The organism is Candidatus Cyrtobacter comes (assembly GCF_034470605.1).
In the GTDB taxonomy this organism is placed as follows: domain Bacteria; phylum Pseudomonadota; class Alphaproteobacteria; order Rickettsiales; family Midichloriaceae; genus Cyrtobacter; species Cyrtobacter comes.
Genome location: NZ_JARGYT010000001.1, coordinates 43,034 through 68,320 on the forward strand (window position 1 = coordinate 43,034; position 25,287 = coordinate 68,320).

At 33.9% G+C, this 25,287-nt stretch carries 20 protein-coding genes and 1 tRNA gene; 15 read left to right on the forward strand and 6 right to left on the reverse strand.

Translation table 11 applies throughout. From position 1 onward, the window contains the following. Positions 1 to 370: 370 nt before the first annotated feature. Positions 371 to 1,069 carry a hypothetical protein gene (locus Cyrtocomes_RS00180; RefSeq protein WP_322497193.1) on the reverse strand — a complete coding sequence of 233 codons (699 nt, stop codon included), beginning with the start codon at positions 1,067 to 1,069 and terminating at the stop codon, positions 371 to 373. A 309-nt stretch (positions 1,070 to 1,378) separates the two neighbouring features. Here Cyrtocomes_RS00180 and mdh point away from each other — a divergent pair, with 309 nt between their 5' ends. From mdh to ppdK, 8 genes are all read left to right on the forward strand, one after another. Beyond that, complete coding sequence (gene mdh, locus Cyrtocomes_RS00185; RefSeq protein WP_322497194.1) at positions 1,379 to 2,341, forward strand: malate dehydrogenase; 963 nt, start codon at positions 1,379 to 1,381, stop codon at positions 2,339 to 2,341. A 26-nt stretch (positions 2,342 to 2,367) separates the two neighbouring features. Continuing rightward, positions 2,368 to 3,153, forward strand: a complete 786-nt coding sequence (locus Cyrtocomes_RS00190) for a TatD family hydrolase (RefSeq protein WP_322497195.1) — start codon at positions 2,368 to 2,370, stop codon at positions 3,151 to 3,153. Between the two features lie 301 nt (positions 3,154 to 3,454). Continuing rightward, positions 3,455 to 4,141 (forward strand): SDR family NAD(P)-dependent oxidoreductase, encoded by a 687-nt coding sequence (locus Cyrtocomes_RS00195; protein WP_322497196.1) that lies wholly within the window; start codon positions 3,455 to 3,457, stop codon positions 4,139 to 4,141. 363 nt (positions 4,142 to 4,504) lie between these two features. Further along, on the forward strand, positions 4,505 to 6,832 hold the full coding sequence (locus Cyrtocomes_RS00200; protein WP_322497197.1) for an ATP-binding cassette domain-containing protein: 2,328 nt from the start codon (positions 4,505 to 4,507) through the stop codon (positions 6,830 to 6,832). Between the two features lie 371 nt (positions 6,833 to 7,203). Continuing rightward, positions 7,204 to 7,479: an HU family DNA-binding protein gene (locus Cyrtocomes_RS00205; RefSeq protein WP_322497198.1), complete on the forward strand. Its 276-nt coding sequence runs from the start codon at positions 7,204 to 7,206 to the stop codon at positions 7,477 to 7,479. A 190-nt stretch (positions 7,480 to 7,669) separates the two neighbouring features. Next, positions 7,670 to 7,743: transfer RNA gene (locus tag Cyrtocomes_RS00210), tRNA-Met, on the forward strand. A gap of 233 nt (positions 7,744 to 7,976) precedes the next feature. Continuing rightward, on the forward strand, positions 7,977 to 9,041 hold the full coding sequence (recA, locus tag Cyrtocomes_RS00215) for a recombinase RecA (RefSeq protein ID WP_322497199.1): 1,065 nt from the start codon (positions 7,977 to 7,979) through the stop codon (positions 9,039 to 9,041). Between the two features lie 9 nt (positions 9,042 to 9,050). Beyond that, on the forward strand, positions 9,051 to 11,621 hold the full coding sequence (gene ppdK / locus Cyrtocomes_RS00220; protein ID WP_322497200.1) for a pyruvate, phosphate dikinase: 2,571 nt from the start codon (positions 9,051 to 9,053) through the stop codon (positions 11,619 to 11,621). Between the two features lie 184 nt (positions 11,622 to 11,805). Here ppdK and Cyrtocomes_RS00225 read toward each other — a convergent pair whose 3' ends face one another. The 4 genes from Cyrtocomes_RS00225 to Cyrtocomes_RS00240 all read right to left on the reverse strand — a co-directional run bounded on the left by Cyrtocomes_RS00225 (position 11,806) and on the right by Cyrtocomes_RS00240 (position 19,025). Continuing rightward, positions 11,806 to 12,354 (reverse strand): NUDIX hydrolase, encoded by a 549-nt coding sequence (locus Cyrtocomes_RS00225; protein WP_322497201.1) that lies wholly within the window; start codon positions 12,352 to 12,354, stop codon positions 11,806 to 11,808. A gap of 345 nt (positions 12,355 to 12,699) precedes the next feature. Continuing rightward, on the reverse strand, positions 12,700 to 17,724 hold the full coding sequence (locus tag Cyrtocomes_RS00230; RefSeq protein WP_322497202.1) for an ankyrin repeat domain-containing protein: 5,025 nt from the start codon (positions 17,722 to 17,724) through the stop codon (positions 12,700 to 12,702). 54 nt (positions 17,725 to 17,778) lie between these two features. After that, a complete protein-coding gene (locus Cyrtocomes_RS00235) occupies positions 17,779 to 17,925 on the reverse strand; it encodes a hypothetical protein (RefSeq protein ID WP_322497203.1) in 147 nt (48 codons plus the stop codon). A 242-nt stretch (positions 17,926 to 18,167) separates the two neighbouring features. Further along, complete coding sequence (locus Cyrtocomes_RS00240; protein WP_322497204.1) at positions 18,168 to 19,025, reverse strand: D-alanyl-D-alanine carboxypeptidase family protein; 858 nt, start codon at positions 19,023 to 19,025, stop codon at positions 18,168 to 18,170. Between the two features lie 148 nt (positions 19,026 to 19,173). Here Cyrtocomes_RS00240 and Cyrtocomes_RS00245 point away from each other — a divergent pair, with 148 nt between their 5' ends. Together Cyrtocomes_RS00245 and Cyrtocomes_RS00250 are read left to right on the forward strand one after the other, a co-directional pair. Next, the gene (locus Cyrtocomes_RS00245; RefSeq protein WP_322497205.1) at positions 19,174 to 19,965 is read left to right on the forward strand and encodes a polyprenyl synthetase family protein; all 792 of its coding nucleotides are present in this window, start codon (positions 19,174 to 19,176) and stop codon (positions 19,963 to 19,965) included. Continuing rightward, entirely contained in the window at positions 19,953 to 20,756 is an 804-nt protein-coding gene (locus Cyrtocomes_RS00250; RefSeq protein WP_322497206.1) for a 2,3,4,5-tetrahydropyridine-2,6-dicarboxylate N-succinyltransferase, read from the forward strand. The genes Cyrtocomes_RS00245 and Cyrtocomes_RS00250 overlap by 13 nt, the downstream gene beginning before the upstream one ends. Positions 20,757 to 20,847: 91 nt before the next feature. Here Cyrtocomes_RS00250 and Cyrtocomes_RS00255 read toward each other — a convergent pair whose 3' ends face one another. Beyond that, the gene (locus tag Cyrtocomes_RS00255) at positions 20,848 to 21,222 is read right to left on the reverse strand and encodes an HIT domain-containing protein (RefSeq protein ID WP_322497207.1); all 375 of its coding nucleotides are present in this window, start codon (positions 21,220 to 21,222) and stop codon (positions 20,848 to 20,850) included. Positions 21,223 to 21,438: 216 nt separating this feature from the next. Between Cyrtocomes_RS00255 and rpsT the strand changes: the two genes are divergently transcribed. The 5 genes from rpsT to Cyrtocomes_RS00280 all read left to right on the forward strand — a co-directional run bounded on the left by rpsT (position 21,439) and on the right by Cyrtocomes_RS00280 (position 25,201). Further along, complete coding sequence (gene rpsT / locus Cyrtocomes_RS00260; RefSeq protein WP_322497208.1) at positions 21,439 to 21,726, forward strand: 30S ribosomal protein S20; 288 nt, start codon at positions 21,439 to 21,441, stop codon at positions 21,724 to 21,726. Between the two features lie 117 nt (positions 21,727 to 21,843). Further along, the gene (locus Cyrtocomes_RS00265; RefSeq protein WP_322497209.1) at positions 21,844 to 22,536 is read left to right on the forward strand and encodes a phosphatase PAP2 family protein; all 693 of its coding nucleotides are present in this window, start codon (positions 21,844 to 21,846) and stop codon (positions 22,534 to 22,536) included. Beyond that, positions 22,439 to 23,380, forward strand: a complete 942-nt coding sequence (ispH, locus tag Cyrtocomes_RS00270) for a 4-hydroxy-3-methylbut-2-enyl diphosphate reductase (protein ID WP_322497210.1) — start codon at positions 22,439 to 22,441, stop codon at positions 23,378 to 23,380. The genes Cyrtocomes_RS00265 and ispH overlap by 98 nt, the downstream gene beginning before the upstream one ends. 2 nt (positions 23,381 to 23,382) lie before the next feature. Further along, a complete protein-coding gene (locus tag Cyrtocomes_RS00275) occupies positions 23,383 to 24,069 on the forward strand; it encodes a glutathione S-transferase family protein (RefSeq protein ID WP_322497211.1) in 687 nt (228 codons plus the stop codon). Positions 24,070 to 24,310: 241 nt separating this feature from the next. Continuing rightward, a complete protein-coding gene (locus tag Cyrtocomes_RS00280) occupies positions 24,311 to 25,201 on the forward strand; it encodes a protein kinase family protein (protein ID WP_322497212.1) in 891 nt (296 codons plus the stop codon). The last annotated feature ends 86 nt before the right edge of the window (positions 25,202 to 25,287 follow it).

Sequence of the window (25,287 nt, forward strand, 5' to 3'; positions counted from 1 at the left end):
GTAGTTTTGGGTTTTTCGGCGCGATCCGCCTTCAACAAAATTGAGACCACATTCTCTGCATTTATAGCACCTTTGTTTTTGCCATTTTTTACAATTTACAATTCTCTCACCGCCACACGTCTTGCATTGGATCATTTGAACCACTCCTTGTTGAGATCATCAACAAAACTATAGCATATCTATGTTGAAAACCCTCTTATTTATCTCTAAATGTGCATAAATCCAGATTTATGGGCTAAATTTCTTATTTTAAGCATAGCTATTCCATGGATATACTGTTTTTTCAAAAAACACATAGCTTTTAACGTTGTAGGCTAAATTGGCAAACCTAATTTTTACCATCACATCTTTTTAAACGTTTTTCATTCACTCAGGACCTGGAGCGCACTTCAGATACACTGTTAGTTCGCTCAGCAGTTAATCTATCTTGATGCTTGTTGTTATTCATTGTTTTAATTCCTAGGCAACTGAGCATAGAATTCACAACATCTTTTATGGCAATCAAAAATTTTCTAATAAAACTATCCTGCTCTATTTGTTTTTCATGAGTTGTATCAGGAGTTGGTTCTACTAATTTATCAACTACTTCTACAGTACTATCAGCAGCGGTGACTATGTTTTGGTTTTTATCAATAGTATCACTTTTACTGCGTACAGCATCTAGAAAGATTTTTGCATTCTTTAATGGCTTTTTAAATGGTTCATTGGTACCAATTGTATCGAGCAATTTAGAGTCTATTGATATATTACCACTATCAATAGATTTATTATTAGAACGCGTTGTAGTTCCTAATACCTGATTTGCTTTTGTTATGTCTATACCACACTCTTCTAACTCCTTGTGGCCTATAGTAATACTCTCCTTGGTCGTTCTATCTAAAGTAGATAACACTGTTTGTAGAAGACTAGCGATGGCCTGCGTCTCTTTCTCAGTGGTTCCCCTTTCTTGTAATTTATCATTACATGCCTCCATCAATTTTAAAAGTCGCCCTCTATGCAATGCCAAACGTTGAGTATTATCTGTTTTAGGACTTTCTAAATTGATATCTATTGTAGAAGATTTTGACATAAATAAATAATGAAATAAGCACTCTATTCATATCGATTATAAGGTGATCTGACTCCACTTAAGCTAGTGATTTAATATAAAAAATATAAACTGCATTATCTATCTTTTAAATATTGAGCTTTGTAAGCGTAAAATTATATGCTGCATATCTTAAGCTTATAGGGCTGTATACGGCATTTAATTTATAATTAAGATGAAAATTCTGCATGTCATTATTTTGTATATTGCGCTAAATTCTTTTTAGATAGCCAAGCTATAAATTTACTGATACGATTTTCGATATCAGATTTTAATAATGGTTTTTTCTTTATGGGTATGGAAAGAAGCAAGGTAGCAATTATAGGTGGTGGAAATATAGGTGGTACTCTAACTCATCTTATTGCGCTTAAAGGGCTTGCTAGAGATGTTGTTCTTTTGGATAAAACTGCTGATTATGCAAAGGGTAAGGCGCTTGATATAGAGCATACGAACCCTATATCATATAACGATGTGAACATTATAGGTACATCTGATTATGAGGATATCAGGGGTTCTAAGGTTGTAATAGTAACGGCCGGTATTGCCAGAAAGCCAGGTATGAGTAGAGATGATTTACTTGAAACAAATATTGATGTAATGAAGACTGTATCTGATGGCATAAAAAAACACGCAAAAGATGCGTTTGTGATAATAGTGACCAATCCATTAGATGCTATGGTGTATGCATTCCACAGATTAAGTGGGCTTGATCATAGAATGGTTGTTGGAATGGCTGGGGTTTTAGATAGTGCAAGGTTTAAGCTATTCCTTGCCAAGGAGCTTGGTGTTTCGGTTGAAGATATTAATGCCTTTGTTTTGGGTGGGCATGGTGATACAATGGTGCCGCTTGTAAAATATACGAATGTTGCAGGGATACCAATCTCAGAAATGATGGATATGGGTTGGATAACTAAGGAAAAATTTGACGAGATAGTAGAAAGAACCAGGAATGGTGGTGGTGAAATAGTACAGCTTTTACAAAAAAATTCCGCATTCTATGCGCCTGCTGCTTCTGCAATTCAGATGGCGGAATCTTATTTGTTAGATAAAAAAAGGATACTGCCTTGTGCAGCATATCTAAATGGTGAATATGGTGTGACAGGTATGTATATAGGTGTTCCAGTTATTATTGGTAACACTGGTGTCGAAAAGATTATAGATATAAATCTTAATGGGCATGATAAGGATAATATGAATAAATCTATAGAAGCAGTTTCTAAGCTTGTTCAAGAGATGGAGAAGTTCTTTAAATAACTTAATATTTTATTACTCATTCTTTAATGATTATAGATAGTCATTGTCATCTAAATTTTAAGCAAATTAAATGTGACTTGGACGGGGTTATCTCCAGGGCTGTTAGCTCTGGGGTCTCGTTGATGCAGTCTGTATGTACTTCTATGGATGAGTTTGATGAAATTAGGGCTATAGCTGATAGTTTTGCTCAAGTATACTGCTCTGTTGGCGTTCATCCACTAAATGTAGAGAAGAACGCGTTTGTTGATCATAAAGAGATTTTAAGCAACTGCAATTTTACGAAAGTTTCTAGCATAGGAGAAACTGGCCTCGATTATTTTAAATCTCAAAATATTGAGCAGCAGAAGCAGCTGTTTGAGCAACATATAATTGCATCTCAAGAAACTGGTCTTCCCATTATTATACATTCAAGATCAGCTGAGAGTGATACGGTAGAGATCTTAAAAAAGCATATGAAAAGGGGGAAATTTACTGGTGTGATGCATTGCTTTACTGGTAGTTTGGAATTTGCACAAGAGTGTATTGGGCTTGGTTTATATATTTCTGCTTCAGGTGTTGTTACATTTAAAAATACTAATGAGCTTAGAAATGTTTTTAAAAATATCCCTGAATCTAAAATATTAGTAGAAACGGATTCGCCATTTTTATCTCCTGTACCACACAGAGGTAAAAGTAATGAACCGAGCTACATTGTGCATACAGTAGAGTTTTTAGCCTCATTCTTAGGTATTGAATTAGAAAAATTTAAAAAGATTACATCTTCTAATTTTTTTGAATTATTTAGAAAAATACCAAGCTGTGTGAAGCTCTAAGATCGTTATGTATATATAAATGATCATATTAGTTAAAATTGCGTTATATTCCAGAGGAATTACTGTAGTTCCATTAAGTATAGTCCAATTGGGAAGTTTAGTATGTTAATAGTTTCATTTAATATATTTGTTTCTCTTGATTTATGTGTGAGGGCTACCTTTTTTGAAGGTTGTTACTATATATGATGTTGTATAAATATTTTAAGAAACTCTAAAGCATTTTGTTTGTTTTTACAAATACACGTTATTAAATATTATAACTTAGGGTTGATTATATAGTATAATGGTTAAAAAGGCTTTTGTGACGGGTGCGTCAAGTAAATTAGGCAGGGTTCTTTCTCTCAGTCTTGCAAAAAGTGGTTATGATATGCTGCTTCACTACAATTCTTCATTAAAAGTTATAGAAGATCTTATAAGGAAAATAGAGGAGGTAGGTAAAAAGGCCGATCTATTTCAAATGGATTTTCTTCAAATTAGTAATGGGCTCTCAGAGGATTTTTTAGATTTTATTTCTGGAGCTGAGGTGATAATAAATAATGCCTCTTTGTTTGAGAGAGATACATTTAGTTCTTTTGATGCTAATAGTTATACTAAACATACGACTATTAATGCTCTAATACCTACTTTAATAGTTCAGGGCGCGAGCTCTAAGATCACATTAAAAAATGTGATTAATATACTTGATTCTACGTTAAATAATGAGTCCTTTTTTTCATATTCCGCAAGTAAAGTGCTTTTTGAGTATTTGACGAAGGTTATGGCAAAGGAACTGGCCCCGAAGGTAAGAGTTAATGGTTTGTCTCTTGGATACGTATTATTGGATGAAGGTGATGTTCCTGACAAGTTAGTGCAAAAAAATACATTGATGAGGCAAGCTATTCACTACGAACAAGTATTAAGCACTGTGCACTTCATACTACAAAACGAATCCATTGCGGGTTCTATAATACAATTGGATGGTGGTGCAAAGTATCACCAATATACCTAATTATAATTTTCATTTCCTATTATCATGTATAGATCGCGCCAAATCTCTAAACTATAGAAAAGGCCTGGGCATTTAGAGCACTGGTTACTCGAGTCCTTTGAATTCGAGTTTTTAGCTTCTATTAAGCAGCTTACTATATGCTTGATTCCTTTTGGTATTATTTTGCCATCACTTAAATACGCAACGTCATAAATTATTTATACTCTAGCATCTTATATACTGATTTATTGAATCAACTTATAGCGTATAGCCAGCAACTTATGTTATTTATTGCTATTCATTAACAGAGAAGTTAACTAATCTGTTAACAAATCCTTGGTGAGCATGTCGGATTATTAGCTCGTAATAATCAATAAATTTAATATGACATTAATAGATTTTTATACAACTGCCCTCTTTAGAAGAGTAGCATCTATCCCAATTAATGTAGTGGGATTTTTTGTTAGTAAGCTTGCAAGTAGTTGTGATTATGAAAATCCAGCCTACAATTTTTTAGATATTTTTGTGCGCTGTGCTGCGGCTCAGATATTTAGCGCTGGAGAATCAACTTATTCATATAAAGCACTTTTAGCACTTGGGTCAGCGGCATCTATTACTGCGGCTGATTATATAGATAATAAATTAGCAGATTTATCTATTACAAAAGATGGGCAAAGTTATTTTAGTAATTCAGCAATTGGCCTCTTTTGCATGTTATCGTTAGGTGGGATTTTTAATAGCTCAAAATTGGCGGTTGCTGGTGTTGCTGGTATAGCTAGTGGGTTTATGATGCAGATGGTAATGGGTCACTCAATACTTAGGTTTTACAGAAAAAACACATTATATTTAGAAAATGTTTATAAAATTACGGATGGTAATAATCCAGAAGATAAACAAAAAGCAGATGCTGAGGTCTATAAATTAGAGAAAAAACTCTTGGTTTATAGCGCTTTGATAAAAGAAATGCCTTCACTACTTTTTGAGCTCATATATTTTATAGGTGATAAAATATGGGCTAAATCCGATCAATGGATTGAAAAGTATAAGATAATCTTGCGACTTGCAGAGTCGGTGATTGAGGCCGTCTTTTCTAGTATGCTTGAGCTTAATATAGACAGCTTTGTTAAGAAAATGGTTATACCAGTTATAAAAGAATCGGTCTTAAAAGCTATATTAGAAGAAGAAAAAAATATTATTAAGGTCTCTTCTAGTGCAAAATTTGCAGAGTTTATGCATGGTTTAGAGATTAATATAATAGAGTTTGTTGAGACAAGTGTTGGAGGAGCCTGTCGTTATGTATTTGGGGCTCAATACATAATTGATATGCTTCGAAACCCATCTGGTAGCTTTATCAAATATACATTGTTTGAAGTTATATCTTGGTTAACCAGATCGGATTCAAAAATATATCATGAAAATAGCAAGACCTTAGGAACTTCGGTCTTTTTGAGAAATATGATGAAATTTTGTTTAACTATGCATGGAAAGCAATTAGTAGAAAAAGGTATGTTCAGTGAAGTAGCTATAGATGTTAATGCTATAGAGAGGCGCATAGAGATGGGGGTTTGTAAAAAATATAATTTAGAAGGTTGTGATTTTTGTTTTGTATATGAAGCAGCAGAGCTGATGACTTCTTTTGTACAACGGGTTATAAATATTACTGCTGGGGCTGCTGGGGGATATGCCGCAAATTGGGGTTTTCTTGAATTGATAGATTTGGATTGTAAAGGTATTGTAAAATATAAAGACCTCCAAAAGTATCCAAGATTACAAATTGATACAATATTAGAAGCACAGGGCGCAAGGGTTTTTGGGTTAATTGATATGCTTAATAAAATACCATATAACAACCCGCCCGAGGTTGTATATGACCCAACTGGCAAAGACATTGTGCTAAATTGTAGTATTAAAATGCAAACTGATAATAGCACAATTAGAGTGCTTTCTGATATGAGGGATATAAGTTTGCAGTATGGTAAAATATACGCAATAACAGGGCCTTCTGGGTGTGGTAAATCAATATTCTGTGATGCATTAAAAGGAATTGGAAGTACTGTGCCTGGCCTTTCTATGGATGGTACAATAAGTTTTCCATGTAATTCAAATGATGAAGTGAAAATTGTAATGGTATCACAGAATTCCTTCTTCTTACCTTCACGCACATTGCTTGAAACTGTTACGTGTCTCAAGCCTGAAGATGATGAGCGCGCAAGCTTGGAAAAGGTTGTAGGATATATATTTAGATTATTGGAAAAAAATGGCTCGCCAGAATCGAAAGATGGCCTTTATACGAGAATAAATGAATTTCAGAATGATTGGTGCACTGCTCTTAGCGGTGGACAGCAAAAAAAGGTTGATATAGCCCGTGTTATATTTCAACTTTATGATCTTTATAAAAATCCTGGGCAGATAAAATACGTCACTGTTATAATGGACGAGGTGTTAGTAGGCCTTGATAAAAGGTCTGCGCTTGCATCTATGGAGGTGCTAAGACAAGTGATTAGCGGCGTAAATGAAGGAAATTTATTCGCTGATTTAGATTGTGTTGATACATATAATATTAAATTAGGCCTAAAAGCCAATTTATTAGTGATCGATCATAATAAGGAGGATAATGATATAATGTATCGTGATTCCAATGATGAAAGTGGATTTTATGATGGTGAACTGGCATGGGACCAAGCTGGTGGTGAGGTGCATCTGATTTCATAATACTGCTTTGCCGGACATTCTAATAATCACTTCCGCATAACAATTCCTTCTATTGTAGTATACATTTTTCTAAAACTAGTCTCGTCTTATATAAAGAGACTTATGCAAAGTATACAATGTTCTACCTGAACCTATGCTTTTATAAAGAATTGTAGCGCTATAAGATTACAAAGCAACGTAATGCACTATATTTTTGACAATAAAATAAAAAATATTTCAATATATTTGATATGTGATAGCTATATTCTAGAAAAGCTCTTGCAAGGCCTCAAAGTTTGGTATTATACTCTGTCGCGCGACGGAATGCATCGCCACTCTTTTGTTTTGATGTAGCTTACCGTTTAACAAAATTTAATAATTGGTTTTTTATTATGAATAAAAGCGATTTCGTAGATGGGTTATCAAAAGAGCTTGGTAAGAGTAAGGCGGAAACTGCCAGGTTACTAGATTCTGTATTGAAGCATGTGGTGAATACCGTGACTCAAAATGATGAGTTGCAATTTATTGGTTTTGGAACTTTTAAGAAAAAGGATATTGCAGAAAGAAAGGTTAGGACCCCTAAAGGAACTGTAGCCAAGGTTCGCGCACAAAAAAGAATAAGTTTTACAGTTGGTAAGGAGTTTAAGAGAATTGTTAATGGTGAGTAATAGATTATAGAAACTAGTTGTGCTGTAAGTTGGGGCCTTTTTGTTTTAGGTGCTGTATTTTTGGTGCGGCAATGTTGCGTGTATGACTTATTGCTAGTGAGATGATCTTATATATAACAAAGCTAATTCTTGATTTTCTGAAAATAAGTAGTTATAAGATCCATGGCTCGTTAAGGCTATTGTTGACTAAGGCGGGGTAGCTCAGGTGGTTAGAGCAGCGGAATCATAATCCGCGTGTCGGGGGTTCAAGTCCCTCCTCCGCTACCGTTATCTGTCTTTACAGGTAAATCAGGTTTTATATATCGCAAAATGGTTTTTGGTTGTATTATGCGCTGCCTGGTAGGTTGCGTTATTAGAAATAACTGTGCAATTAAAATATATAGTATGGATTAATAGCAATTAAAGCTTATAATCTGCTCTGTACTTATCCAGGTTGGTTTTTGTTAGTTTAATTACGCAAGCCATGGGGATTTGAGTTATTTAATTTTAGGTTCAACATGGTGTTACCAACAGATCAAGATAAACAAAGGGCTATAGAAGCTGCGCTTACTCAGGTAGAGAAGGTTTATGGTAAAGGCTCAATTATGAGACTTGGTGCCGCGGAGAAGCTTGAAATAGAGACAATTTCAACAGGTTCTCTTGGTCTTGATATTGCGCTTGGTGGTGGGCTTCCTAAGGGAAGGATTGTAGAGATATATGGTCCGGAGAGCTCTGGTAAAACAACGATAGCGCTTCAAGCAATAGCAGAAGCTCAGAAATTAGGTGGATCTTGTGCCTTTATAGATGCAGAACACGCATTAGACCCATCTTATGCAAAAAAATTAGGTGTTGATATAGGTAAGTTGATACTTTCACAGCCTGATAATGGTGAGCAGGCGCTAGAAATAACGGATACATTAGTTAGATCCAGGGCATTTAGTGTTATAGTGATAGATAGTGTTGCGGCACTTGTTCCTAGGGCGGAAATTGAAGGAGAGATGGGAGATAGCCACATGGGATTGCAAGCAAGGCTGATGAGTCAGGCGCTTCGAAAATTAACGTCAAATATATCAAAGACCAATACGATACTTATATTCATTAATCAAATAAGGATGAAGATAGGTGTTATGTTCGGAAACCCTGAAACAACAACAGGTGGTAATGCTTTGAAATTCTATGCTTCTATCCGCATAGATATAAGAAAAATTAATAGTATTAAGGAAAAAGAGACTATTGTAGGAAATCAGACTAGGGCTAAAGTAGTAAAAAATAAGATAGCCCCACCATTTAGAGTTGCTGAATTTGATATAATGTATGGAGAAGGTGTATCAAGGCTTGGTGAAGTTGTGGATATTGCTGTTTCTCTTGATATCATAGAAAAATCAGGTTCTTGGTATTCTTATGAAGGGCAAAAAATTGGGCAAGGAAAAGAAAATGTAAAAAGGTATCTGAAAGAAAATCAGCCTATTGCAGAGAAAATAGAAGGTAAAATAAGAAGCTCTGGTACTATATCTGGGTTTACAGCCCAAGAAGCATTGAAAGAGAATGTACAAGAAAATGTACAAGATGATGAAAGTTTTTGATAATTTAGGATGAGGTTCGTATACCATTTTGATGATAAGTGCTTAGATTCATCTAGGGAGCTTTTAGGTAATAAGGGTGCTGTGCTCTTTGAGATGAAAAGGATGGGCATTCCTATTCCTGATGGTTTTGTAATAACGACAACGGCATGTGCAGATTATTATAAAAATGGTCACACCTTATGTCCTAAGTTAATTGAGGAGATTAACGATGCAATTTTGGTTCTTGAAGAAAAAACTAAATTGAGGTTTGGTGACTCGGAGGTGCCAATGGTGGTATCTGTCAGATCTGGTGCTGAGGTATCTATGCCTGGTATGATGGATACTATATTAAATCTTGGGTTAAATGATCATTCTGTAATAGGTCTTGCTAAAAGAACAGGTGACGAGTTTTTTGCCTACGATAGTTATAGGAGATTTCTTCATATGTATGGGGCGATAGTTTTAGGAATGGCGCCTAGTGTGATGAATGCCATATCAAATAATGAAACCCTTGAAGATGTAAAGCGTGCAGTTTTTGTTCTCAGGGATCTTATTGAAAAGAGCATTGGGTATAGTATAAATGAAAACCCTAAAACACTTCTTTTGAATGCAATAGAATGTGTTTTTCGTTCATGGAATGGAAAGCGTGCTATCACTTATCGTGATATACATAAAATATCGCATCACGGAGGTACTGCGGTAACGGTTCAATTAATGGTTTTTGGAAACCTTAAAGATAGAAGTGGTACAGGCGTTGCGTTTACAAGAAACCCTTCTGATGGAGCTAATGAGTTTTATGGCGAGTTTATGCTGCAAGCTCAGGGGGAGGATATAGTTTCTGGCGCCCATACTCCTTTGCCAATATCTGGTAAGAATCAAGCATCAATGGAGCAAATAATGCCTGGGTTATTTGAGCAATTTTACTCAATATCAAAATCATTAGAGAAGAATTATAGAGATATGCAAGATATAGAGTTTACTGTTGAAAAAGGTAAGCTGTGGATCTTGCAATCAAGGAACGGGAAAAGATCACCAAGAGCTGCGGTGAGGATAGCACTAGATATGCTTGATGAAGGGTTAATTTCTACAAAAGACGTATTGCTGAGAATAACTAATGATCAAGTGAATAATTTTTTGCATAAAGAGATCACTGGTGGTGTGTCGGAAATTTCTTGTGGGTTACCAGCCTCTCCTGGAGCGGCATGTGGGGCGGTGGCGTTTTCTACAGAATCTGCGGAAAAGCTTTTCTTAAGAGGCCCCGTTATACTCTGCAGAGAAGAAACAAGCCCTGAGGATATTGGTGGGTTCAATATATCAGATGGTATATTAACTATAAAAGGAGGAATGACTTCACATGCTGCGGTTGTTGCTCGTGGGATGGGTAAGCCATGTGTGTGTGGAGTAGAAAATGGTTTTATATCAAAAGGTAAGTTAATATTTAATGATATAGAATTCGTAGAAGGTGATCAGATTGCTATAGATGGTACAAGTGGAAGGATATTTAAAGGGCCAGTGGAGCTTAAACAAACCCAGTTATCAGAATATTTTTGGAAGCTTTTTGCGCTTGTAGATAAAGAGCAGAAAATGCAGGTTAGGGCAAATGCAGAGATCGAGCAAGATATAAAAGCGGCAATGAAATTTGGTGCCAATGGTATTGGGCTATGTAGGACCGAGCATATGTTCTTAGAGAAGGAGAGACTTTTTGCCATTAGGCAAATAATATTATGTAAATCTGATACTAGGTCTGCGGCTATGCAAAGAGCGATGGATTTCCAGATTAGTGATTTTATATCGATTTATAAATTGCTGGAGGAGCAGCCAGTTTCCATAAGACTTCTTGATCCACCTCTGCACGAGTTTTTACCTAAAAATGTAAAGGAGATTGAGGAATTTTCAAGAAGATCAGGCAAGTCAATCGCAGAACTAAATGATAAAATGAGCAGATTGGCTGAGTATAATCCTATGCTAGGGCATAGAGGCTGTAGGATTGCTATTACACATCCTGAAATATATAAAATGCAGATTGTTTCTATATTTGAGGCTGCGCGTTATGTTATACGGAATTTTGATATAGTGCCTAATATTGAAATTATGATCCCGCTTATCTCTTGTATTGAAGAGCTAATATTCATAAAGGAGATGGTGTGTAAAATAGCGTCTGAGTTTGGTGAGGTATCATATAAGTTTGGTGCTATGATAGAAACGCCAAGAGCTGCTATAATTGCCTCAGAGATAGCAAAACATATAGATTTTTGTAGTTTTGGTACGAATGATTTAACACAGGCTGTATTTGGTATATCAAGAGATGATTCTTATAAGTTTATGAATTCTTATCAAGAATCTAATATCTTAACCTATGATCCTTTTGTATCTATTGATCAGGATGGCGTTGGAAGGCTTATAAGGAGTTCTGTATTAGATATGAGGGCTTCTAATTCTAACATAAAGATTGGTGTATGCGGTGAGCATGGTGGTGATTACCAGTCGATAGGTTTTTTTAACAGTGTTGGTATAGATTATATATCGTGCTCACCTTACAGAATACCAGCAGCAAAACTAGCATCTGCAAAATTTGCTCAAGAGACCGATGCTACTAACTAGTGAGGAAAATAGTTAATAGGTTACCAGCTACATTAGTAGTTGTTGGCTAAGGATAAATAAATATTAAGTTTTTTAATTAGCGGTTTTGGCTATTAAGTTGGCACGGCCCAATATTTGCGATCCCGAATTATATTTGAGAGATCTGATTCCAGCATAAGAACTGAACTCTTTTGGCAATGGATTTCTATAGCAACTCTAGTTTTTTTAGTGTTATAGCAAGTATATCATGCATGTCATATTTTTTTAGTATGTCTATTGGTATCCACCTCATTTCTAGAGCTTCGGGGCTTTGCAGGCAATCTTCAGCTTTTTTGCAAATAAAGGTATATGTTATATCATAATGCACGTGCTCCTTTTCACCTTTTTTATCATTGTGCGGTATATAATGTATATTAATATAAGATGGTGAATTATAGAGTAGCTCGACATCAGTAATTCCTGATTCCTCAGCAAGCTCCCTCATTGCAACACTGGCAATATCAGATTCTCCATCTGCGTGACCACCAAATGGTAGCCATTTTTGGCATAAATTATGAAAATGAAGTAAAATATAGCGTTTATCATGAGATAATAGTAGCGCGCTACCTGTTACATGTCCATTTATGCAAGATCTATAAAAACAATCTGGATTCTGTTCTATGAAAGACGTTATCAGTAGTTTATTAGTCTTTTCCTGGATACTAGAGCAGGTATATTCAGATAAAGTTTTCAGTAATTGATACCTTGAATCCATATTTGTAAATAAATATTTTCAGCATGCACCATAGATGATTATAAAAATTTTTCATCCAATTTTTATGATGCTTGCCCTTATATATAAAGAAATATTGCGGAGGATATAAGAGTAAATTACTACAGATTCATTATTTAAGAACCAGTAGAAAAAGGTGATACCATAAGAAATGGATATATTAAGAGTGGCGCATTATGTCATATTACAGCAATGTGCTTGTTCTATTGAAATATAATATAAATAATATAATTTTTTATATTTGGCATAAAACTATCTATAAAAAAAATAGGTATGCATTACCAAGTGTATTTAGAACGGCTCTAGCAAAGGTTACAAAGATTTGAATTAAAGAATATGAGCCATGTTATGCTTTGCTTTAGAATTATCTATAATGGACTGATATTTACCTTTTGCTTTATCTAGGTTTATAGAAATTTTTGAATCGTCTAATTTTATTAGAGCGGTTTCAGGTATTGTATATTTTGAGATATCATTAACCGTAGATGAAAATTTAAACTCTGCTGTAAATTTTGTTTTGTCATCTTCAGAATAAATAATATCTTTTAAACCTGCTACGTATGGTTTGCAGAATTGATAACTCCAAGATGCCATATCTTTCGCCTGTCCATACATAGAATAAAGAACGCTACCTAAATACAATGACCCTATTGTTGCTTGTTGCGCAGAGTTTTCACTCGAATAGCAAGCATATGCAAGGTATGTTGTTTGTGCGCCAAATCCAACAAGTGCTCCTACTTTATTTGCAACATTAGTTAATAGAGCTTTATTAGGATTCTTTTTTATTTCAAAGTTTTTCCAAGTTGAATCTTTAATGTTATCTTCATATTCAAGTTTAAGTTTTGTAGCGTGATTTTTTGAATTATCTATTAAAGCGGAAAGATCTGCCTTATCGCTTTCTAAAGCTGTAGAAATAAGTGATAATATCTCCTTATGTTTTTCGCTCATTTTATGTTCAGGAGTTATTTTTTTAGATTGCTTTATCTCTTCATTTATCTCTGAAGCTTTTAGTAATACATTGAAATCTTTTACTAATATCTCGCATTTAGAAATTCCCTTCATCAATGTTTCAAAATTTTCTCTATTTTCATTGGAGGCATGGCTCAAGGCTATGGCTATATCTTGCGGGGAGTGGGTTTTTATTATTTTGTTAAGAGAACTTTGATTCAGGTAGGCGTGCATATTGCGAGTCTCTTTTTCTAAAACCATACTGTATGCACTTTTTAAATCATCAAGCATTGATTTGAGATCGGATTTCCCAACATTTAATAAAGAGAATTTCTTCATCTCATTTTTAATGTTCATTCCCTGTGTAGCGGCGGATTGTAGTATGTGATATTTATTTTTTTCTATATAAGAATCAGTTAGCTTACTTAAGCTAAATACAGCGCTTTCTGCTTGGCTGTTATCTAGGCCTTTATATACACTTGTTTTTTCCATTTTAGATTTTAGGTCGTCTCCAAAATGCACTCTTCCTAGTAGCCCGTCACGATTAAAGGCACCAATTAAAAATAAGTTTTGTACATCGATCTTATGCTCATTATTGGTTAATAATTTATCCTTGATAAATTCTGTAGTAAGGTCAGATACTTTTTCAGAAGCTTTTTCAGAAAATGCAAAATCAACGCTACCATTAATTATCCCATGTACGTTTCTAGAAAATAGCAAACCAACAGTTAAAGAAGATATTGTTGATATTATTTTAGAGATAGCAAAATATGCGGCAAGAGCAGAGATTGATGAAATGAGATTTGTTACAAAGCCTTTCTTGGCGCTCTGAAAGCTTACGTCTGCGTTATTTTGTATCAGCGCCCTTGCCGCTTCTTGTTTTATTCCTATTAATTTTCCACTATTATTTACCTCCATACAAAGTGCAAGTGGTTGTATGTTACGCTTATTTTCAATATTAATTTGCCCACCATTGCTCATAATATTTTTTACTGCGTGGAAGTTATTGCTATTCACCGCTACTGATAATGCTGTATTACCTTCGTTATCTCTTGAATCTATATTTATGTTCCTCTCAAGAATAAGATCTAGGATTTTATTATTTTTGCTACCAGCTGCAAGCATTAAAGGCGTGCATCCCATACTATTTTTTGCATCTATATCTATTTTATGTGTTAGGACATCTTTTGCTATAGTATATGCATCATTTTCCATTGATTCATCCACGCATGCAAGATAATGCAATATATTATGCCCGGCCTCATCTCGATAATCAAATACCATATTAGGATTTTTTATATCTTGTTCTAGTTTTTTTATTATAGAAGAGTTGGAGCCTCTATATGCGGCTGCAAGAATACTTATATCGTTTTTATCAACCTCGCACAGCTTACTCACATAATCGAAAATCTTTTCAGAGCCGCTTGCTGCAGCGTAATGTATCATTTTATTTTTTGATGCAGGCTCTATAAATTCTTGAAGTGGTTTACCTGTTTTATTTTGGATTTGATCTAGTATTTGTATGACTTTTTCTTCTGAATTTTGATTTGTAATCGCTTCTTTATTCCACCTAATAAGTGAGTTAACAAGTGCGGTTTGATGAATATATTCCAGCTGTTCTATTCTAGGCAGTACAATATTCTCAACTAATTCTAACTCACCCTCCATTATTAGTGATTCTAATAATGAATTATTCTTACCATCTTCTAAAAAGAAGCCTTCTTTATCATTTTTTAACTGTTGCTCAAAGAGTTTTGCCTTATTTTCTTGCGTTACATAAGGAGAAAAATATATAAATTTTGCCGTAGATAATCCACCTATTTTAATTTCTGATATGTTGCTTTTCTCATTTGTTGCAACTTCTGCAATTATATTATGCCAATTAGCAATCTTATCCTCCATTTTCTTCCTTTCATCTTCATTATTAGAATTTATATAATCCATTTGAAGGCTTAATATAGAATCTTGTATTAATTCTATTGGATGTACTGCTCGATCTTCATTATCTAGTTTTGCTCCAATATTAGGATTTATCTCTGGATTTTTTAGTAATGCTTTAACTAAATGTATATCTCCTTTTAGGCATAAATCGCCAAGCATATACATTTCGATATTTGTTTTTTTATCACCTGGTTCATTAGTCGATTTGGTTATAGAGATATTAGGATCAATTTTATTACTTGCCAATAGATCTGATAATATCTTATCTCTAGAATCTGATTTTATTTCAATAAGATTAAAGATTAATTCGGGGGCAGGTGGGTTTTTTAGCGTATAATTTTTATTATTTAGCAATTCTGTAGCTAGTTGTGTATTATTTTCATACAAGCAAAATTTCAATATATCTAAAGGTTGCTGTGTGTATTGAAGATCAAGTCTTGTATTTTTATCCTGTAATATCTCTTTAGCAATTTTTTCATCATCTTTTAATATAGCAATTACCATACTTTTATAATCATTTTCAGCTTGTATAGCCCTATATTGATCTGGATAATTTTTAATTAAATTAAGGAGAAAATCAGAATCTTTTTGGGCGATAGATTCTTTAATTAAGCTGCTTATTACATCTTTTTCTACATCACCTTTAGATAAAAGTGATGTTAGTAATTCTTTATTATTACTATGATAAGCTAGTGTATATAAGTTTATATCTTGAGCTGTATTATGTTGTATAATAAATTCAGATAGCTCTTCATAATTTATGTTTTTAGGTGGATGAATTATTAGATATTCAAGAGGCGTTATACCATTTTGATTTTTTTCTCTAAATAAATCAACGAGACCTAGGTTTTGAATTTCTTTTATGGTTTGATAATCATCATTCATTATGGCGAGATGCATTATATTATTGCCATATTCATCATGTGGATTTTTTCCTTCGTATTCTATAAAATCCTTTAATCTTGTTCTGCATATTTCCTTACCACCACTTTTATAAGATTTAATATAATTTTGTAAAAGTTGCTCTTTTGCAATTAAACCCTTATCTATTGCTAAATTCATTAGTATTTGCTTATCATGAGTGATAGCAGAATTAAGGATTTTTGATATAAATTCAGAATCTTTACCTAAGCGATCTGCTAGAATATCAAATCTAGCTATTAAATCATCATCAGTCAGTTTAAAAAGTGGCCCTAAATCTTTTATATTAGAATTTAGTTTTTTATCTATCCCCTGTATATTAGCAAATTTTTCTAAAGATTTTAAATCTGTAGTTGCGATTAACTTCAAGAATGCAACTGGTGCCCTGCTGTCACTTCTCCAAAGGTTAAGCAGCTCTTTTTCTCCAAAAGAATTAAACGCATCCGTATAATTTAAATCTAATAAATCTTGAAAAAGAACTTCTAGGTCTTTTTCCTCTTTTACACTTTGGATCAATTTTTTCATACTTTCTTGATCTAAGCTTATTGCACTTTCTTTGTGAGAGAGGTGAGATACAATCGCTAATTTATCTTCTAATACTACATGAGAATTACTAAGTAATTCATTCCAATAATCAGATGAAATTACGTTAAATTCATGATCATAGCTCATTAAATAGTGAATAAAGCTTTGGTCAGAATCTTTTTTTTGATAAAAGTTTATTAGCTCTTGCTGAGCTATTTTTGCGATATTTTCAATATTTTCTACAAATTCTTTTGTATATCTGTTCTCAGAAAATAAATGCTCAAGCATGGATACTTTGAGATGGTTTTCTTTGATATTCTCTAAAAATTTTCCTACACCATCTACTTTAATAAAGCGCTCATCCTTTCTTTGCATATCAATTTCTATTAAAGACTTCAAAAAGTCTTCATTTATGTTTGTGATTTTAGATAAAGATTCTAATGTTAAAAATGCTTCGCTACTTTTTAGTTGATCTGCGAAGATATTTAGTATCTCAGGGCTGTTATCATAATTTTCTAAAATAAGGTGTAAAATAGCCTCATGTATCCCGTTTATATAAACAACGTCATAATTTTTGTCTTTTTGAAGATTTAGTAAATTTTTTTCCTTTAAAAAAGTTAAAATATCTATTCTCCCTTCGGCGACTGAATTCACTATAAGATCATTAAGGTTTGCTTTTCTAAATTTTTCGGAAAATGCTTTTGTCTTTAAAATTTCTTGAAAATATTTAAGCGCATTTTCATTATATGCCAAAGGTGCTAAATTATAATCGACCTCTTTTAATATATTGAGATAATACTTTAAGTCCTCTCCGTTGTCTTTACCTTTTACTTTCTTAAAATATTCATCAAGAATGATAGAAATGGAAGATTGCCCGTTTTCATTATTATTTAACATTAGGTCAATGCACTTTTCTTTATCTTCTTCGTTTTTGGCATTTTTTATCTCCCCAATATATAGATCGCATACTAATTTTTGAATTTCAAAAATATCTACGCTAAACGCAAGAACAAACAAATTATTATTTTGATCATCTAATTTCTCAAGTTCGGCAAGTATATTGGTACCATTCTACTTATAATGGTTTATATCACTCCTTATTTTATTGATAAGGGTTTGAACTTCACCTTGATTGCCAGAATCCTGGGCATTTTGTAATTTTTTTAAGTTACTGCTCAAGTAACCAAACATACTGTAATCTAACCATCCACCAGCCATGATGTTTTAAAAATATGTAAGAAAACCAAGTTGTTGCTTACAACATCACAGCATCAGGTACGTTATATAGATATAAGGGTTGCGTAGTATTACAAACGCTACCCGGTAGATCTGGCGATATGTTATATTTCCTACTACCCGGTTATAATCTTTATAGATGCTTATAAGATGAGCTTATATATATACTGTATATATATCAACAAGTTTTGCCTTTTTATTTTATTTTGTTAATGCTCTCTCTCTTATTTTGAGGAAGAGGCACTTGCTATACTTATAACAGAGAATGGATCTTTTCTGTCTATGTTGCTTTTGTTCGTTATGCTAATCTGCTGTTTTTTTGCAAAAATTAGATCGCCTACAATGTTCTTTGCGCCAGTTGCATAATGGCTCTCAAGTAACTTTAGCATCTTAGAGTCTCTTTCTGATGAGGAGTTGCAGCCCATTACAACGCCAATCAATCTAACATCATCTTTTATAGCGGTCGTGATTACATTATAGCCAGATGCATTTGTAAAGCCTGTCTTCATTCCATCAACCCATTTATGTGAGGCAAGTAGCTTGTTATGAGTTAGGACCATTTTCTCACCCAATAAAAATGCTTGCTTGGAAAATACATGATATGTGCTTTTATGATGTTTTAGCATTGAAAGTGCTAATATTGCCATATCCTTTGCCGTAGTAACCTGTCTTGGATGTGGTAGGCCGGTTGAGTTTTGAAACACGGTATTCATCATACCTAACTCTTTTGCTTTTCTATTCATAATTTTGACAAAATTTTCCTCACTACCGGCTAAAACCTCTGCAAGAGCAACAGTGGCGTCATTGCCAGATTTTATTATAGCTCCCATTATCGCATCTCTTACTGTTATAATTGTTCCAGCTTTTAAGGCTAAATTAGAGCGAGGTTGTTTTGCGGCCTTTGTTGAAATTGCTATAGGCTTCATTGGGTTTAGTTTCCCTCCTTTTATTGCATCAAATACAATGTATAATGTCATTATTTTTGTCAGTGAGGCTGGGTGCCTTGGTTCAAGTGCGCTCTGGGAGTACAGAATTTTTTGTGTATCTGCATTTACCACAATGGCGGCATACTTGGGAGACATAAAACTTTTTGCAACCACGGTTTTGCAATTCAATAATATGATAAATGTCAGCAACAACCTTAGGCTCATAAAAACATCTTCATTTATGCAGTATTAAACTATATCTAATTTAGTAAATTTAACAAAATCTAGTAATAGAATAAATTTTATGAATAAGGAATTAGCTCTATTAATAAAGGAGAAATTGGTAAAGTTTCTTCCTAAAGGAGAGGATAAATTATCTGAGGCCGTTTTATACGCTACGCTTTCGGGCGGAAAGAGAATTAGGGGTTCTTTGCTGATATACCTTGCGGATCTCTTTAAAGTAGATAGAGAAGAGTCATTACACTTTGCTGCTATTATCGAGTTATTGCATGAGTATACCCTAGTGCATGATGATATAATAGATGGGGATGATGAGAGAAGAGGGGTGGAATCTTGTTACAAAAAGTACGGACAATCAATAGCTATCCTTGCAGGTAACACAATTTTAACATATGCTTTTGAGCTTATCATGCGCTCTAACTTGGAGCATAGGATAAAGAATGATATTGTTTTCATAGTATGCGATTCTATAGGGTATAATGGGTTAATGAAAGGGCAATATTTAGATATTGAGGGTGGGAGTAAAAGTATAGACGTTGCGCTTCTTAAAACTTCTCCATTATTTATAGCCATTGCTAAAATTGTATCTGTAATAGCTAATTTAGACGTAAGCAATGAGCGGTATCTCTATAGATTTGCGCGGGATTTGGGTGTTGCTTATCAAATTGCAGACGATATAAACGACTCTAAAAGCGAAAGTGAAAAAACGAATATAGTGAATGAATTAGGGTCAGTAGGTTCTTTTTCCCTATATAATGATTTTTTTAACAGCGCAAAAAAAAATCTTTTATATCTAGGTAAGGATTTAAAAGAAATTTTAGAATTTTTAAACTCACTAATAGTATGGAAGATTTAAAAACTTTGATAAATAAAATTCTCAAAAAAGATTCATTTTTGGATAATGAGAGGCAGCTTATATATGATGTTATAGATAAGCTGGATTATGGGATCCTTTCAATTGTCGAAAATAAAAAAGGCAAGTGGTATGTGAATGATCATCTAAGGAAGGCAATTTTATTATATTTCAAGATTAGAAATAATTGTATAGTAGTGCAATCAGCGCAGAAATTCTTTGATAAAATACCTTTAAAGTTTCAAAATTGGTCCGAATCTGATTTTACACAAAAGAAACTTCGTGTAGTGCCTGGGGCTGTGGTGCGTTATTCTGCATATCTTGGGGAAAATGTGGTAATTATGCCGTCATTTATAAATGTTGGTGCGAGAATAGAGAGTGGGACTATGATAGATAGTGGTTCTACTATTGGAAGCTGCGCTTATATTGGTAAAAATTGTCATATATCATCAGGCTCAACCATAGCTGGCGTCCTTGAGCCAGAGAGTGCGGCTCCTGTTATAATAGAAGATGAGGTGTTTATAGGCGCTAACAGCTCTATTTCTGAAGGGGTGCGGGTATGCCGTGGTGCGGTTTTAGCATCAGGAGTTTCGATAAGTTCCTCTACAAAGATATATGATAGAGAAAGCAACATGATACTTAATGAACCTGTGGTGCCAGAATTTTCTGTAGTTGTTCCTGGATTTATAAATGTAGAAGGTCCGTGCGTAACTCAATCAGCTATTATAGTAAAAAGAGTTGATGAAAAGACGAGATCTAAAACTGGTATCAACGAGTTGCTAAGATATACGTAACACCACGTGATAACAAAAGCACAGCCTGTTTGATTTTGTTGATGGCATATAGCATGTGCTAAATTCTTTGTGATTATGTATGATCACTGGCTTATAGAGTTTTGTGCGCTTTATCTTTAAACGTGAGGGGCCCTATTGGTTCGCCTGCTAGTATATGAATGTGAAAGTGATCTACGGTCTGCCCACCGTGGTTGCCACAATTTGTTATTAATCTATATCCATTTTCAGAAATTTTAAGATGTTTTATAACTTTGTGTAAAGAGCAAAAAAAGTTTGTATAAAGATCTTTTTCTGCCCTTTCCATAAAATCACTAAAAGATGTATATGGTAGCTTTGGTATAGCCAATACATGAATAGGTGCGGAAGGGTTTATATCGTTAAATGCAAGCAAATATTCGTCATCGTATACTATAGAGGCAGGTATTTGGCCATTTATTATTTTAAGGAAGATGTTAGAGTGATTCATATCGTTAGATAAAACCTTTCAGTAAATGAAATTGCGAGCATACTCCAATTGTAGTCATAAGCAACATACCTAATTTGGTATAAGTGCGGGTATCAATATAGGAGTTAATATTCCAAAAATTAAATTTGATAAATTTGATGGATAGACCAAGCTTGACTAGTGGGCCTCAAGTAAATATTATGCTCAGCTACTTAATTATTATTTTTTTAGATTTTAGTGGCTAATCATAAATCTGCTGAAAAGGCTCACAAAATTTCTGTGGCTAAGAATGCTAGGAATTCCGGTATTAAAAGTAAGGTGAAGACTTTTATAACCAAGGCTAAATTTTCGTTACAATCTGGAAATGCTGAGGAGTCAGTCTCCTTTTTTAGAAAAGCAGAGTCTGAAATTATGAAAGCTGCTACTAAGGGTGTCATAAAACTAAGATGCGCATCTAGAAAGGTCAGTAGGCTTGCCAAGTATATGAAAAATGGTGCGTTGGCCTCAAGCCATGGTAAGCAGTAGCTTTTGAGAAATAGAATATAGTAATAGTTATTCATAATGAGATTATTTCACGGACTGTTTAGTCCGCGCCCCTTTCTGCTGTTGGTCAGTTTCGCTGTTATCGTTGCAGTTTTTTGCTTGTTTCCTGAGCTTGATATCTTATTCTCTACTTTGTTTTATTGTGGGCAGGGTATATGGTTCAATGATATTAATAGTTCGTTTGTGGTGGCTCTTCGTGTTATTGCGATGTCTATCCCTGCGGTATTGATTGTTATGCTGTCTTTAAAATGCTGCTTAGATTTGATGTTGAAACGGCAAAGTTTCAGAAGTTCTGTGAGAGATCTATATTATCTTTTGTTTATAGCGTTTATTGGTATTGCGGTTACAATTAGGTTTTTTCTTAAATCTTTATTTAATAGAGCTAGGCCCTTTCAAATAAAGGAGTTTGGTGGAAATATGGATTTTAATCCGTTGTTTGATATAAATAATATCTATATTTTTGATTCTTCATTCTCTTCAACGCACTCTGCATGTGCTTTTTTCTTGGTAGCTTTGGCTTTTATTATAAATAATAAGGTGTGGAAAAAAATTATAATGGCTGCGGCTATTATAATAGGCTTTATGGTCAGTTTTTCTAGAATCTCGTCTGGTATGCACTTTTTGAGTGACGTTCTGTTTTCTGGGTTGTTTATTTGTGCTATATCATACCTCTCATATTTGATTTTTTATTCCGATGTCCGAAGCAATAGAGGGAAGGAGGGCTTTAGAGGTAATTTTAGCAAAGCCAAGAGGATTTTGCGCAGGAGTGGAGCGCGCAATAGAGATAGTTGAAAGGTTACTAAAAAAGGTAGGGGCCCCACTTTACGTACATCATGATATAGTACATAACAAGGTTGTTGTAGATTCTTTAAAGGAAAGGGGGTGTATTTTTGTAGAAGACGTTAACTTGATCCCCATTGGCTCATATGTTGTTTTTTCTGCACATGGTGTATCTGAAAAGGTTGAGCTTGATTCTGAGAAAAGGGGGTTAATTAAGGTAGATGCAACATGCCCACTTGTAAAAAAAGTTCATAATGAAGTGATTAATTATTCAAGGCATGGAAGGGAGATTTTACTAATAGGGCATGCTGGTCATCCAGAGGTAATAGGTACGATGGGAAGGGCGCCAGGTATAAGATTGATACAAAATGTGGAAGATGCTCACAAAGTTGAGATGGGTGCAGATGTTGCATATGTTACGCAAACAACTCTCAGTATAGACGAAACGGCTGAAATAATAGATGTATTAAAAGCTAGGAATAGTGATATATTACACCAATCAGGTGAGGATATATGTTATGCAACGCAAAATAGGCAAAATGCAGCAAAAGCAATAATTGGGGAAGTTGATATGCTTTTTGTTATAGGCTCAAAAAATAGCTCAAATTCAAATAGATTAGCAGAATTGGGCCTGAGGAATGGTATCAGGTCTTATCTGATAGATGGAAAGGAAGATATAGATATTAATTGGCTTTATAATGTAACAAAACTGGGTATCACCTCTGGTGCCTCAGCTCCGGAGAGCATAGTGGAGGATATCTTAGGCTTTCTTCAAATGAATTTTGATATCAAGTTGAGTGAATCTACTTTTATTAACGAAAATATATCGTTTAAGTTACCGGGTGAAATACGTTAAATATGTGGCTATTGTATTACCATACCATTTGCCCATTTTCAAGAAAGATGAGGATTACTTTGGATGAGATAAAGATCGATTATACGTTGATAGAGGAAGATTTTTGGAATAGGAGAGCTAATTTTTTAGCTCTTGATCCACGCGGTGAGACGCCTCTTGTAATAATAGAGGAAGAAGATGTAATACTTTCTGGTAATTTCTCATCCTTTGAATATATTTTTGAACAATATAGAGAGAAGCAAGAAGTTATGCCATTAGATCTAAAATCTAGGCTTGTGATTGGAAAAATAGTAGAATGGTTTGATTTGAAATTTTATAGAGAGGTAACTAAATATTTGATAGATGAGAGGGTATTCAAGCAGTTAATTTTTTCAAAAACCATAAAGAAACCCCCAAATTCTTCGGCGATTAGGGCTGCGAAAACAAACCTTAAATATCATATAGAGTATATAGATTTCCTCCTCAAGGATCATACTTATCTAAAAAGTGATAAGTTTACAATTGCTGATATAGCGTGCGCATCGCAAATTTCGCTACTTGATTTTATCGGAGAGATGAACTGGGATAACTCCTCTAAGCTCAAAGAGTGGTACTCTATCGTGAAATCTAGAAAATCTGTGCAGTGTGTGTTGAAAGATGCTATGAGTGGTGTGCATCCTCCAGAACATTATATGATTCCTGATTTTTAGTAATATTGATACCTGTGATAATCAAAGTGTAATTATGTGCAAAGGTTAAAGTTTAAATTGAATTCTATATATTTCATGGCTTTTTCAATGAAAGTGGGTGTGCAATGTGGATTATATATTTAAGGGCTTAAACCTCTTTTTCATATTTACCAATAATGTTGCGTTTTGAATAATTATACTATTCAATTAGCTAGGATTTGCGCTTATTGAAAAGTCTTCTCTATACATAAATGGTTGCTGTATGCCTTTGGAACGCATTGAAAACAAAAATATTAGGGTCGAGCGCTTTGTTAGCACGGATGAAGGGTACTTTCAGGTAAACGGTAATTTTTCTATTGCAGATAAAATTTCTGCTGATACTTATAGCCTATTACATAAGGGTATTCCTACATCAAATTACTACGCTTTAAGTTTAGATACAAAATTTTGTAACTGGTTTAGAATTGAATGTGCGTATAATACGGCACATAGAAAATTAGGCGGTATTCAAAAAGTTTTATGTGCGGGATTTGTCAAAATGTCAAAAATAGAAAATTCAAGGGAATTTTTTATTGTGGTAGAAAAGTTACATGCAAAAACATTGAGAGAAAGATTTAAAGAAAAGAAACCGCTATACAACGAGGTTATGAAAATCTTCACAGAGGTTTTTCAAATACTAAAGAATCTACATTTGAATAAAATATACCACGGTAGCATTAATTTAGATAATATATATATCACAGAGGAAGGGGAGATAAAACTTTCAGAGCCATTTTCTCAGCCATGTGGGTATAGTCAATCGTATCCTTACGAGACAAATGAGAGGGTAAAGATTTTAAAATACTGTAAAGGAGGTTCAAATGGTTATTTTGATTTTTATGCGCTTGGTGTTACGGCGTTTCTTTTATTATGGAAAAAGGACGAGGTTTTTATAGAGCATATTGATCAAATTAATATTGATAATTTATTTTCTTACTTTTTAAGCTTAAGTCCTATAACTGGTGCTTTTTACTTTATTATTAGATCCGCACTTTCAATTAATCATGAAAATTATGAGCAAATTATTGCGAATATTGAGAATATTTTTCAAAAACACGAAGTAGTATTTGATGAGACGCCTAAAAACAGAGCAATAGCTCATAGGCACTGTTAACAAAGGTTTTGCCAAATAATGGAAAAGATGCAATATTATATTGGAGGCGATAAATATGGTATTTAGATGGATAAAAGGTTGTTTCC